A 13,501-nucleotide genomic window follows, 5' to 3' on the forward strand; every position below is an offset into this window, starting at 1 on the left:
TATGAAGAAATCGCTTTTAGCAAGAAATAACGATTTAGCAAACACGCAACGCCAGCTTGAAATCTTATCAAACGGAGTTTTTGCTGATGGCGAACTACCTACGTTTGCCAAAAAAATAAAAGAAACCAATCAGTTTCCATTACGTCCTAAAAAATTAGAAATTCTTCAAATTAATTTAGGATATATGTGTAATCAAGTTTGTGCACATTGTCATGTAGATGCTGGTCCTGACCGAAAAGAAATCATGACTAAAGAAACTATGGAGCAATGTTTAGAAGTGATTCGAACAACAGGAGCACACACGTTAGATTTAACGGGTGGTGCACCAGAAATGAATCCAAGTTTTCGTTGGTTTGTAGAAGAAGCATCTAAAGCAGGAATTAAAGATTTTATCGTACGCTCTAACTTAACAATTATCAGAGCAAATAAAAAATATCACGACTTACCTGAATTCTTCAAAAAACATAACGTACATGTGGTTTCTTCTATGCCACATTGGACTCGTGGAAAAACTGACAAACAACGTGGTGATGGTGTTTTTGATAAATCAATAGAAGCTTTAAAAATGCTAAATGCTGTGGGTTATGGAATTAAAGGAACTGGTTTACAACTAGATTTAGTCTACAATCCGTCAGGAGCTTTCTTACCAGGAGATCAGGTTGCCTTAGAAAACGATTTTAAAAAAGCCTTAGATGAAGATTTCGGAATCTCATTCAACATTTTATTTGCTATTACCAATTTACCTATCAGTCGATTTTTAGATTACTTAATTGCTTCTGAAAATTATGAAGACTATATGTATTCATTAGTAGAAGCCTATAATCCAATGGCTGTAGAAAATGTCATGTGTACCAATACACTATCAGTAAGTTGGGACGGATATTTATATGATTGCGATTTCAATCAAATGTTAAATCTGAAAGTAGCAAGCAAATCACAACACATTTCTGAATATAACGAAGCATTGTTACAAAACAGGAATATTATTATCAATCAACACTGTTATGGTTGTACCGCAGGTGCAGGAAGTAGTTGTCAAGGTACAGTAGCATGAAAAATATAGTTTTCTTTCTCACCTTTTTAATATCTGTAAATTCTTTTTCACAAAAGAACCTACAAGAATTATTAAAAAAATATAATACTGAAAGTGTTCCGTATATTTCTATTAGTGAACTACAAAAAGAAAAGCCTTTCGACTCTGCTCAAGGTAACAGCATAATTATACTCGACGCTCGTGAGCCCAATGAATTTGAAGTTAGTCATCTTAAAAATGCGGTGTGTGTTGGCTATAATTTTTTCAACTTAGAACACACCTTAGCAAAACTTCCGAAGAATAAAAACACTAAAATTGTGGTGTATTGCTCCTTGGGAATTCGTTCAGAAGACATTGCCGAAAAGCTACAAAAAGAAGGCTTTACCAATGTTTTTAATCTATATGGTGGCATTTTTGAATGGAAAAACCAAGGAAACACAACTGTTGATCTACAAAACAATCCTACAGAAAAAGTCCATGCTTTTAATAAAGAGTGGGGCAAATGGCTGTACAAAGGAGAAAAGATTTATGAGTAAAAACCTATTATTAATCTTTACCAGAAATCCAGAATTAGGTAACGTAAAAACACGTTTAGCAAACACTATTGGAGACGAAGCTGCATTAGCTATTTATAAATTCTTATTAGAACACACTAAACAAGTCACCCAAAACTTACCGTGTGACAAAGCCGTATATTACTCCGTAAAAATCCGTGAACATGATATTTGGAATCCAACTATCTATCAAAAAAAGCTACAAGAAGGCAATGATTTAGGGGAACGAATGCACAATGCTTTTCAACAAGCATTTTCTGATGGATATGAAAAAGTGATTATTATTGGTAGCGATTTACCCGATTTAACTTCCGAACACATCAATAAAGCTTTTAAAAAACTCAACTCAAACGATGTTGTTATGGGTCCTGCTGAAGATGGCGGTTACTACCTATTAGGCATGAAAAAACTACATGCTAACATTTTTCAACATAAAGACTGGGGAACTTCAACTGTTAGAAAAGACACCTTAAACGATTTACAAAACGAATCAGTACATTTGTTGGAAACCTTAAATGATGTAGATGTTTTTGACGACATCAAAAATAACCCAGTGTTCAATCAATTTTTAAACTAACCGTCATTACGAGGAAGTATACGACCGAAGTAATCTGTCTATTTCGAAGTCATAACTTAAAGATTGCTTCGCTTTAGCCTGTCTTGAGCGACAGTCGAAAGGCTCGCAATGACAAACACAATATAAAATGCAAAAAAAACAACAACTACAAGAAACACAAGAATTTCTTCAACATAAAGGAATTACCAACCCAGAAATAGGAATTGTTTTAGGAACAGGTTTAGGAAAATTAGTAGACGAAATTACCATAGAACATGAAGTACCATATGCTGATATTCCGCACTTTCCACAAGCAACTGTAGAATTTCACTCTGGAAAGTTAATTTACGGAACCCTATCGGGTAAAAAAGTGGTGGTTATGTCTGGGCGTTTTCATATGTATGAAGGATATAATTTATGGGAAGTAACCTATGGTATTAGAACCATGCACGCATTAGGTATTAGAACTTTGTTAGTTTCTAATGCTGCAGGCGCTATCAACCTTTCTTATAAAAAAGGAGATCTAATGCTATTGGAAGATCACTTGAATTTACAAGGAGGTTCTCCCCTAGCCTTTAAAGAAGCAAACGAGTTTGGGAATATTTTTGCTGACATGTTAGAACCGTATTCAAAAAAATTGAACACTCAAATGAAAGCTATTGCTAAAGCTAACGACATAGACCTGAAAGAAGGAGTATATGCAAGTGTTGTAGGTCCACAATTGGAAACTAGAGCTGAGTATAGAATGTTACAAATTTTAGAAGTAGATGCGGTAGGAATGAGTACCGTACCTGAAGTAATTGTAGCAAAACAACTCAACATTCCGTGTGCAGCCGTTTCGGTATTAACCGATGAGTGTGACCCAAAAAACTTACAACCTGTAGATATTACCGAAATCATTGAAGTTGCCGGAAAAGCAGAACCCAAAATGATTACGCTATTTAAAGAATTGATTAATAAATTATAACGTCATTCCGAACGCAGTGAAGGAATCTTTTTAAAAGATTGCCACGCCGTTTCATTCCTTTCAATGACAACAAACAAATTATAATGCAAGACTATTAGATTTAAGAACCAAGACGAACCCAAGACAAACAATTCAAGTCTTTATTCTTTTATCTAACAGCGAAGCGGTCTTTAATCTTAAAAATATGAGTTACTTAGAAACCACCAAAGATGTATATAAAGAAGCAGCCTTAACTCCAGATGTTGGTTTATGCTGTACAACAAACCCTATTTGGGAATTACCTGGATTAAAAATTCCTAAAATTATGCAAGAAATGAACTACGGATGTGGTTCTACTGTGCATGCTCGCGATTTAACCAACAATCCTAAAATATTATATGTAGGTGTTGGTGGCGGAATGGAGTTATTACAATTTGCGTATTTCTCACGTCAGAAAAACGGAGTGATTGGAATCGATGTGGTAGATGAAATGCTAGAAGCTTCTGAAAAGAATTTCGTTGAAGCAGAAGCACAAAACGATTGGTTTAAAAGTGAGTTTGTTGATTTACGAAAAGGAGATGCGTTACACTTGCCTGTAAAAGATAATTCGATTGATGTGGCTGCTCAAAACTGTTTATTCAATATTTTTAAAGCTGAAGAACTGAAAAAAGCCATTGCTGAAATGTACCGTGTATTAAAACCTCACGGACGTTTGGTTATGAGCGACCCTACCTGTGAGCAACCCATGAACGAAACCTTACGCAACGATGAACGTTTGCGTGCCTTATGTTTAAGTGGAAGTTTACCAATTGCTGAATATATTAAAATGCTGACTGATGCTGGTTTTGGAACCATTGAAATCAGAGCACGTAAACCGTATAGAATTTTAGACCCTAAAAATTATCCTACCAATGAATTGATTTATATCGAATCGATTGAAGTAGCAGCGATTAAAGATCCGATGCCTGCTGACGGGCCTTGTATTTTTACAGGAAAAGCTGCCATTTATTTTGGTGATGAAGACTATTTTGATGATGGTGCAGGACACACCTTATTAAAAAACCAACCGTTAGCGATTTGCGATAAAACAGCAGCCGCTTTAAAAGCGTTGGGAAGAGACGATATATTTTTCTCAGAATCTACCTATCATTACGATGGTGGTGGATGTTGTTAGAAACAAACTATATATACAAATAAAGCAATCTCAAATGAGGTTGCTTTTTTATTTGATTCTGATTTTCTTTTGATAATTTCGTTATCAAATGATATCAATCATTAAAGTGATGGATATCTTAACCGTCGTAAGTAATTATTATGAAAACAAAATGAGTCAAACCAAAATTATCTTTAAAAAATCACCTTTACTTGAAATTTCATTCAATAATACACATATTCATATTGTTGATTTTGAAATTGAAAAAAATAATGTAGTAATTTATTATGACGAAATACAAAACATTGAGTTAGTTAATAAATCTCTCCTAATTGAATTTTTTAATAAAGAAATTGAAATAAAAGTTGGTATAAATAATATTTCAAATGCAAAAAAAATTGTATCCGAAATTAAAAAATTGAAAACCTCAAAAGAAATATTATACCCTAAAACAGATTATAAACAAGAATCTTTCGAGGAGTTCAAGAAACGCTATAATGGTTATGGAAAAGAAATTCATGCTAAACTTAAAAATAAAAATCCTGAGCTATTTGATAAGTTAAAGTTTTATCAAATGATAGATCAACCAGAAGATAGTTTTTCAGAATATATTGATAACGGAAAATCGTTTATTATACAGCTTGATTATTATTCTGAATTAATCATTATTAGTAATAATAAAAAACATTTCGAAATTGGAAACTGGGAAAAAGATGAAATAAAAAAATCTATTAACTTCATATTAAAAGAATTAATATAGAATAAGAACTACATATAACAATGTACAACCGCAATTCTGAGTGAATTACTGAGATTTATTTACCCAATAACTGACAGTTATACAAAACCGATAGCGAAATATCATTTATGATTTTGTTATAATAACAGAACCTCGTTTTTAAACTTTACAATTTTACCAATTGATATTCGTTATTTTGTACAATGAAAACATTGAAAGAAATACAACTTCAACTTAAAGAAAATAAGAAATTAACTCTTTTGTTAAAATATACTACAGGCTTTATCCTGTTTGGAATTCTTTTAGTAGTACTATTATTCTCCTTAGTGTATTTTGAGGTGTTTGGGAAATTACCCAACAAAGAAGAATTAACATCTTTTATCAACGAAGAAGCTTCTTTAATCTATTCATCAGACGAGATACTTATCGGAAAAATATTCGCTGAGAATAGAACCAATGTCAAATTAGAACAAATTCCGAATCATTTAAAAGAAGCTTTAATAGCTACAGAAGATAAACGATTCTATTCACACAACGGATACGATGGTCAAAGTTATGCCCGCGTTTTCTTTAGAAGTATTTTACTACAAGATGCCTCTGGAGGTGGCGGAAGTACTATTACACAACAATTAATTAAAAACCTCTACGGAAGGCAATATCATGGTTTTTTGAGCATGCCTATCAATAAAATTAAGGAACTCATCATCGCTAGTCGAATGGAAAACCTATATAGCAAAGATGAAATATTGTTGTTGTATTTGAATTCGGTTCCTTTTGGAGAAAATAATTTCGGAGTAGAATCTGCTGCTAATCGATTTTTTAATAAATCAGTTAACGAATTAAACATTGAAGAATCAGCTGTATTAGTGGGCATGCTAAAAGCCAACACCTATTACAATCCGAGATTAAATCCAGAAAATGCAAAAAAACGTCGTAACACGGTGCTTCAATTAATGAACAACGAAGCGTATTTAAGCAATGAAGTTACCGATAGCTTACAAAAACTACCTATTACACTCAACTATCATAACCTTGATATAAATACAACAGCCGGTTATTTTACCTATCAAGTAAAGAAAAAAGCTGCTGAACTTATAAAAAAGAGCAATGAAGCTTCTAACAGCAACTATAATTTAGAAACCGACGGATTAAAAATTCATACAACTCTGAATTATGAGATTCAAAAGATTGCAGAAAAATCTGCTAAAGAGCAGCTCATCGTCAAGCAAAAACAATTAGACAAAGAGCTAGCTTCAAACAAACTAAAAAATAGATGGTTAAAAAAGCAACAATTCACAGAAAAAGATAAACAAAAGAGAACTATTCAACTTTTTGATTGGGACAGTACAAAAACAATTACTGGTAACAAAATTGACAGTCTTTGGTATTATGATAAAATGCTGAATGCATCTGTATTAGTTACGAATCCGAAGAATGGAGCAGTAATCAGTTGGGTGGGTGGAAATAATTTTAACACACTTCCTTTTGATATGGTGTTATCGCACCGTCAAATAGCCTCAGCTTTTAAACCGTTTTTGTATGCTACAGCGTTGGAAAATGGAATTTCTCCGTGTGATTATTTTGAAAACGAGGAAAAAACCTACCCAGAATACGATAACTGGAAGCCACAAAATGCCGACCATAGCACTACTCCTGATAAAAAAGTTGCCATGTGGTATGCATTGATTAAATCCATGAATATTCCTACTGTCAACCTTTATTTTAAACTAGAAAAAGAATGGCTAATCGATACTTGTGAAAAATTATTGTTCCCAGAAATTACCGACGACGCTCCTTCTATTGCTTTAGGAACGTTAGATTTATCCCTATTTGAAGCTACAAGAGCTTACGGTTCATTTGCTAATAATGGTGAAATGAACGACTTGTATATGATTAGTAAGATTACAGATAAAGAAGGGAATATCATATACGAAAGTGAAAAGCAAAAGGCAGAAAGAGTATTTACAGAAGAAAGTACACAAACGCTCACTACTATGTTACAACAAGCTGTAGAACAAGGAACAGGAGCCAGCATAAGAAACAGGTATAAAATTAAAAGTCCATTAGCCAGTAAAACAGGTACTGCTCAAAACTATACCAACGCTTGGTTTATGGCATATACACCGAATATTGTTCTTGGAACTTGGGTAGGAACTTCTAAAAACGACATACATTTTACTAGTGGAAGTGGTTCAGGCTCTTCTTTAGCGCTGCCAATTGTTGCTAACATTCTTAAAGAAATGGAAAATAATCCTGAATTAAGAAATAAATATTTAACCTCTTTTGATATTCCAGAAGAAATATCTTCCTCAATCGACTGTCCTCCCTACAGAGAAAAAGGAATTAAAGGTTTTTTCAACAGACTTTTTGGAAAGAAAAAGGAAGAAAACTAACCTAGGCAAACAACGTAGCAAAAGCTTCTTCAATCTTACTCACTAAAATCAGTTTTATCGAATGGTTTTTACTCGTAATCTTATTGTATTTTGAGGTTACAAACGTTTTATACCCTAACTTTTCAGCTTCGGTAATACGCTGATCTATCTTGGAAACAGGTCTAATTTCACCAGCTAAACCAACCTCTGCAGCAAAACACACATCTGGACTAATTGCTAAATCTTGATTTGATGATAAAATCGCTGCTACAACTGCTAAGTCTATCGCAGGATCATCTACATGAATTCCACCCGTAACATTTAAAAAGACATCTTTTGCTCCTAACTTGAAACCCGCACGTTTTTCTAACACTGCTAAAATCATGTGCAAACGTTTCAAATTATAACCTGTTGTTGTTCGTTGTGGCGTTCCGTAAACAGCTGTAGAAACCAATGCTTGAATTTCGATCATCAACGGTCGAATTCCTTCTAAAGTTGAAGCAATAGCTGTTCCGCTTAAATCAGCATCTTTTTTGGAAATTAAAATTTCTGAAGGATTGGATACTTCTCTCAATCCATCTGATAACATTTCGTAGATTCCTAATTCAGCCGTAGAACCAAAACGGTTTTTTTGCGAGCGTAAAATTCGGTAAGTATGATTTCGGTCTCCTTCAAATTGTAACACCACATCTACCATGTGTTCTAAAATCTTTGGCCCCGCAATATGCCCTTCTTTATTAATATGCCCTATTAACAACACTGGAGTTGCTGTTTCTTTCGCAAACTTGATGAGTTCTGCGGAAGTTTCTCGTATTTGCGAAATACTTCCTGGTGAAGCTTCAATAGAATTGGTATGCAAGGTTTGGATAGAATCGATTACCAATACATCGGGCTGAACTTCTTCTATGTTTTTAAAAATCTGTTGGGTATTGGTTTCGGTAAGAATTAAACAGTTAGGATTTTTTCCTTCTACACGCTCAGCACGCATTTTTATCTGTGACTGACTTTCTTCCCCAGAAACATACAACACTTTTTGTGGAATTTGTAAGGCTATTTGTAACAATAAGGTTGATTTACCAATTCCAGGCTCTCCTCCCAGTAACACAACAGCTCCTTTCACCAATCCACCACCCAAAACAGTGTCTAATTCTTGATTCTTCGTTCCAAAACGCTCTTCTGGATTTAATCGAATCTCATCAACTCGCAACGGCTTCGCTACTCTTTTTTGCTTATTTTCAGGTGATTTCCAACTTCTCTTTTCTTCTTTTTGAATGACTTCTTCAACAATAGTATTCCATTGTTTACAAGATCCACATTGCCCCACCCATTGTGCATGTTGTGCTCCGCAGTTTTGACAGAAAAAAGTTGTTTTGGTTTTTGCCATTCTATTTGTAAGATTTACTTACAAAGAAAAGAAAACTATTTGTTTTTATTATAGATGGGTAAGAACAAAAATGCCAATCCTCCAAAGACAATAATCATAGCCGTTTGAGCAGTCCACATAATCCAACCAAAAGCAGTTGCGGGTTCTTCTGCTATTCCGAATAAAGCTAGAGCCCCTGCTACAGCAACTGGATATAAACCTATACCCCCGTTAGTTGCAGCAATTGCAAATCCACCAGCGATAAACCCAATTAAAATACCTCCTAATGGAACATGTAATCCGTCAATTGCTGGAATGGTTGCCCAAAACATTAACACATACATTACCCAAATAAATACGGTATGAAAAATGAATGCCCATTTGCGCTTCATTTTCAAAATGCTAGTAACTCCCTCAACAAGTCCTGCTACAAAATTTTTAATTTTTAGTCCAATTCCTGATTGTGCCTTTTTTACAAAACGTGTAAAAATCACAAATACCAGCACCAAACCTCCTAAAAGAATTCCAATTTTTATCGGATCAAAGTTTTTAGTTAATAATTCAAAAATAAAATCGAATTGTACAAAAAGTGTAATAGCTATAATACTCAACATCATTAACAAATCTGCCATTCGTTCGGCAACGATAGTTCCGAAACCTTTTTCAAATGGAATATTTTCATAGTTAATCATCACTGCTGCTCGAGAAACTTCCCCTGCTCTTGGCACTGCATAATTCACTAAATATGCTACTAAAACCGCCATGGTACTATTACCAAAATCTGGTTTATAGCCCATCGGCTCAAGTAAAAACTTCCAGCGATAAGCACGAGATAGATGACTTAACACCCCAAAGAACAATCCTAAAGCTATCCAACCGTAATTAGCATCTTTAAAATATTGAACTAAGGTTTCAATTGAAATTTTTGATAATGAATACCAAACTAAAAAACCTCCCAAAATGAGAGGTAATAGTATTTTTGTAATTTTTTTGACTGATAAACTCAAACTATTCTAGCAAGTTGTTTTCTTCGTTAGGAAATACTAATTGTGGTTTAAACTTTTTGGCTTCTTCTAACTCCATAAAAGCATATACAATTAAGATAAGTACATCTCCTTTTTGAACTCTACGGGCTGCTGCTCCATTTAAAGTAATTTCACCACTTTTTCTTGGTCCTGGAATTGCATAGGTTTCTAAACGTTCTCCGTTATTGTTGTTTACAATTTGAACACGTTCACCTTCAATAATACCTGCTGCATCCATTAAGTCTTCGTCAATGGTTATGCTTCCTATATAATTTAAATCCGCATTAGTTACTTTAACGCGGTGTATTTTAGATTTTACTACTTGTACTAACATGCTGCAAAAATAGCTGTTTTTTAATGAATACTAAGTTGTTTTTTGATGATTTTAACATTGTTAAAAACTTTACCTGAAGTTTCAACTTCAATGGTTTATGCTATTTATTCAATCCGATATTATCAATCAAACGAATGTCTCCTGCAAAAACAGCTATAAAAGCACGATATTTTTTATCTGGTTCTATTGTTGTTACCGTTTCTAAAATTTTTTCATCTGCAATGGTAAAATACTCGAGCTCTAGCAACGGATGTTTTTTGAATTGCTTTTCTATCCATTTGGTCAACTCTTCAGGTTTTTTTACACCAAATTTCTTTTTTACCTTTTTTAAAGTTTTATAAATAAAAGGAGCTGCCTCACGATGTTCTTTTGTTAATCTCGTATTTCGAGAGCTCATAGCTAACCCATCATCTTCTCTAAAAATTGGTCTTCCTTTTATCTTTACAGGTAACTTATATTTTTCTACTAACTTCTTAATTATTTGTAATTGTTGAAAATCTTTCTTTCCAAAATACGCAGTATCTGGCTCAACAATTTCAAACAAGGTTTTTACAATTGTACCTACTCCATCAAAATGACCTTCTCTAAATTTTCCTTCCATTTGATACTCTAAACCATCAAAATCGAACTTTTCTGAAGCCACATTTTCAGCATAAATTTCTTCTACTGAAGGAAAAAACAACACATCACAATTAACCGACTCTAGTAAAGCCACATCGTTGTTGTATGTTTTAGGATATTTGGCTAAATCTTCTTTATTATCAAACTGAGTAGGGTTTACAAAAACACTAACCACAGCTATGTCGTTCTTCTTTTTTGCTTTTTTTATAAGTGACAAATGCCCTTGATGTAAAGCTCCCATTGTTGGGATAAATCCGATAGACTTTTTATCATTTTTTTGAGTTGATAAAAACTCTTTTAATTCGGATTTTCTTGTGAAAATTTTCATTGTTATTTTATTGAAATGCATGCAAAATTAGCAATTTAACACGATTTTTGCATTAAATTTCGTATTTTTGCACCTTCAATAAAAGAGACCGATTTAATGAAGGATAAGAGAATTTTATATGTTTCGTCTGAGGTTACCCCTTATTTACCAGAAACAGAATTATCGTCTACCGCATTTAACGTTGCTAAAAATGCACATTCTAAAGGAATTCAAACCCGTATTTTCATGCCTCGCTTTGGGGTAATTAACGAGCGAAGGCATCAATTACATGAAGTTATTCGACTTTCGGGTATGAACTTAATTATTAATGACATGGATATGCCTTTAATAATTAAAGTTGCCTCTATTCCTAAAGAAAGAATGCAAGTGTACTTTATTGACAATGATGAATATTTTAAGCGTAAAGCAGTTTATTCTGACGAAGATGATAAGCTTTTTGAAGATAACGATGAGCGCATGATCTTCTTCGCTAAAGGTGTAGTTGAAACAGTTAAAAAGCTAAACTGGGCTCCAGATATTATTCATGTTCACGGATGGATGGCCTCTTTATTACCTCTATATTTAAGAGAATATTATAAAGAAGAACCTTTGTTTGCAGAAAGTAAGATTGTAACTTCGCTTTACAATAGTGACATTGAAGATTTAAATAACGAAATGGCAAACAAAGTTCGTTTTGATAAAATTGAAGAATCGAAAGTAACAACAATAGAAACGCCAAGTCATTTAAATATTTTAAAAAGTGCTATTGAAAACTCAGATGCTGTTATAAAAGGTAGCAAAGTTTTACCAGACGAAATTGAAACTTTTATTGAAGAAACAAATCCAAAAGTGTTAGATTTCCAATCTGAAGAAACTTTAACCGAAGCATATTTAGAATTTTATAAAGAGAACGTTTTAGAATTAAGCGAATAATGATTAGAAAAATTGGGGTATTAGGTATTAGCCTGTTATGTTTTGCAGCTATTACATCATGTGAAAAAGATTTTAGCGAAGTAGGAACAAATGTTGTTACGAACGATAAATTTGAAACAGGAGAAATTTTATTAGATGTTGAAATCACTCCTATAGATCTTCAAAATGTTCAAGCTGACAACATTAATGCTAATATTAGTGATTATTGGCTAGGTGTATATAACAATCCTAATGCAAAAAAGATTGAAGCTTCTATCGTTTCTCAACTAGGTTACATTTCTGGTTTAAAAACTCAAGAAAATGTAGTAGATGGAGATACTATTTTTAGCTTGGATAAAGTAATTTTAAAATTACCTTACCAAGCCACAGCAAAAACATCTGGTGGGGTAACTAGCTATAAATTAGACTCCATATTAGGAGATCCTAATACTGCAGTAGATATCCAAGTACTACAAAACGAAACGTTTTTAAACACCTTAGATCCTTTGGATCCTACAAAGAAAAATTCTTTCTTTTCTGATGCCGAATATTTAGGAAATACTGTTTTAAATGAAAATAGCACTCCTTACAGTTTTAAACCTAAAGCCTCGGACACTATTTTTAAATTCAATAGAATTGACAGATCTATTTCTTTAGCTAATACAACCACGTACGAAGACACATTAAGAGTTTACAACGCTCAAGGAGCTAATATTCCTTTCTTAGCTATTCCTTTAGATCTTACAACAATGAAAAGTATTTTCTGGGATGAATTCGAAAACACTTCATTTTCTTCAAAAGACGACTTCGATGAATATTTTAAAGGGATAAAAATCATAGCGACTGGGAACGATGGAGCAATGGTGCCTTTTAATTTAGCCACTACCCCAACTCCTTCCGTAGATTTTTACTATACTAAATCTATTGTAGAAGCAGGAAATGTAAAAGATACAATTCAAAGCAAATACACTTTCCCTCTTTCAGGTATTAGAAATAGTCTCTATAAAATGTCTCCAATAGCAATGCAACCTCCCGCTAATAAATTTGTTATTCAGGGAACTGCAGGTAATTCTGCTGAGATTAAAATTTTAGACAACGCAAAAGTTCAAGAATTAAAAGCAAACAACTGGTTAATTAACGACGCTTCTCTTACTTTTTATGTGGATCAAACCATCAATACCGAAGCTAATATTATTCCCCAACAACTATTCTTATACCAAAATAAAGATAATGGAACAGGAAGTGTCTCACCCACTCAGTTAACTGATTCTTATATAGAGTCTAGTTTTTTTGGAGGGTTTTTACAAAAAAATGATAATGAATCTCCTGAAAAATATACTTTTAGGATTACTAATTATGTAACTAATTTATTAAATGGAGAAGCTGACTTTACCACTGAACCATTAATTTTAAAGGTATATAACCCTACTGACAACCCTATTGTTAATAACATTTTAAATACTAAAGTAAAAACTTATAATTGGAACCCGAGATCCGTTACATTGTTAAATGGAAACGAAGCCTCAAATGGAACAAAAAGAGCTGTTTTAAAAATATCATATTCAAAAGAAAAATAAGAAATTGTT

General features: G+C 33.2%; 13 protein-coding genes. 9 read left to right on the top strand and 4 right to left on the bottom strand.

From position 1 onward, the window contains the following. Position 1: 1 nt before the first annotated feature. From arsS to N534_RS0105120, 7 genes are all read left to right on the top strand, one after another. Entirely contained in the window at positions 2–1,054 is a 1,053-nt protein-coding gene (arsS, locus tag N534_RS0105090; protein WP_028891449.1) for an arsenosugar biosynthesis radical SAM (seleno)protein ArsS, read from the top strand. Further along, complete coding sequence (locus N534_RS0105095) at positions 1,051–1,569, top strand: rhodanese-like domain-containing protein (protein ID WP_028891450.1); 519 nt, start codon at positions 1,051–1,053, stop codon at positions 1,567–1,569. Before arsS ends, N534_RS0105095 begins: the two co-directional genes overlap by 4 nt. Continuing rightward, a complete protein-coding gene (locus tag N534_RS0105100; protein ID WP_028891451.1) occupies positions 1,562–2,164 on the top strand; it encodes a TIGR04282 family arsenosugar biosynthesis glycosyltransferase in 603 nt (200 codons plus the stop codon). Before N534_RS0105095 ends, N534_RS0105100 begins: the two co-directional genes overlap by 8 nt. Before the next feature lie 127 nt (positions 2,165–2,291). Then, positions 2,292–3,110 (top strand): purine-nucleoside phosphorylase, encoded by an 819-nt coding sequence (locus N534_RS0105105; protein ID WP_028891452.1) that lies wholly within the window; start codon positions 2,292–2,294, stop codon positions 3,108–3,110. 184 nt (positions 3,111–3,294) lie between these two features. Next, on the top strand, positions 3,295–4,263 hold the full coding sequence (gene arsM / locus N534_RS0105110) for an arsenosugar biosynthesis arsenite methyltransferase ArsM (RefSeq protein ID WP_028891453.1): 969 nt from the start codon (positions 3,295–3,297) through the stop codon (positions 4,261–4,263). An 88-nt stretch (positions 4,264–4,351) separates the two neighbouring features. Then, the gene (locus N534_RS0105115; protein WP_156025553.1) at positions 4,352–5,002 is read left to right on the top strand and encodes a hypothetical protein; all 651 of its coding nucleotides are present in this window, start codon (positions 4,352–4,354) and stop codon (positions 5,000–5,002) included. 182 nt (positions 5,003–5,184) lie between these two features. Further along, entirely contained in the window at positions 5,185–7,374 is a 2,190-nt protein-coding gene (locus tag N534_RS0105120; protein WP_028891455.1) for a transglycosylase domain-containing protein, read from the top strand. Between the two features lies 1 nt (position 7,375). Here N534_RS0105120 and radA read toward each other — a convergent pair whose 3' ends face one another. The 4 genes from radA to panC form a co-directional block, all read right to left on the bottom strand. Beyond that, a complete protein-coding gene (gene radA, locus N534_RS0105125; RefSeq protein ID WP_028891456.1) occupies positions 7,376–8,737 on the bottom strand; it encodes a DNA repair protein RadA in 1,362 nt (453 codons plus the stop codon). Positions 8,738–8,772: 35 nt separating this feature from the next. Further along, complete coding sequence (locus N534_RS0105130; protein WP_028891457.1) at positions 8,773–9,723, bottom strand: lysylphosphatidylglycerol synthase transmembrane domain-containing protein; 951 nt, start codon at positions 9,721–9,723, stop codon at positions 8,773–8,775. 1 nt (position 9,724) lies between these two features. Then, the gene (panD, locus tag N534_RS0105135; protein WP_028891458.1) at positions 9,725–10,075 is read right to left on the bottom strand and encodes an aspartate 1-decarboxylase; all 351 of its coding nucleotides are present in this window, start codon (positions 10,073–10,075) and stop codon (positions 9,725–9,727) included. Positions 10,076–10,175: 100 nt separating this feature from the next. Beyond that, positions 10,176–11,024, bottom strand: coding sequence for a pantoate--beta-alanine ligase (gene panC / locus N534_RS0105140; protein WP_028891459.1), 849 nt, complete (start codon positions 11,022–11,024; stop codon positions 10,176–10,178). Between the two features lie 96 nt (positions 11,025–11,120). On the opposite strand from panC, the gene N534_RS0105145 reads away from it, so the two are divergent. Both N534_RS0105145 and N534_RS0105150 read left to right on the top strand, forming a co-directional pair. Then, the gene (locus N534_RS0105145) at positions 11,121–11,936 is read left to right on the top strand and encodes a glycogen/starch synthase (RefSeq protein WP_028891460.1); all 816 of its coding nucleotides are present in this window, start codon (positions 11,121–11,123) and stop codon (positions 11,934–11,936) included. Continuing rightward, positions 11,936–13,492, top strand: coding sequence for a DUF4270 family protein (locus N534_RS0105150; RefSeq protein WP_038005542.1), 1,557 nt, complete (start codon positions 11,936–11,938; stop codon positions 13,490–13,492). The genes N534_RS0105145 and N534_RS0105150 overlap by 1 nt, the downstream gene beginning before the upstream one ends. Positions 13,493–13,501: the final 9 nt, after the last annotated feature.

It is taken from the genome of Tenacibaculum sp. 47A_GOM-205m, assembly GCF_000518405.1.
Lineage (GTDB): Bacteria > Bacteroidota > Bacteroidia > Flavobacteriales > Flavobacteriaceae > Polaribacter > Polaribacter lutimaris.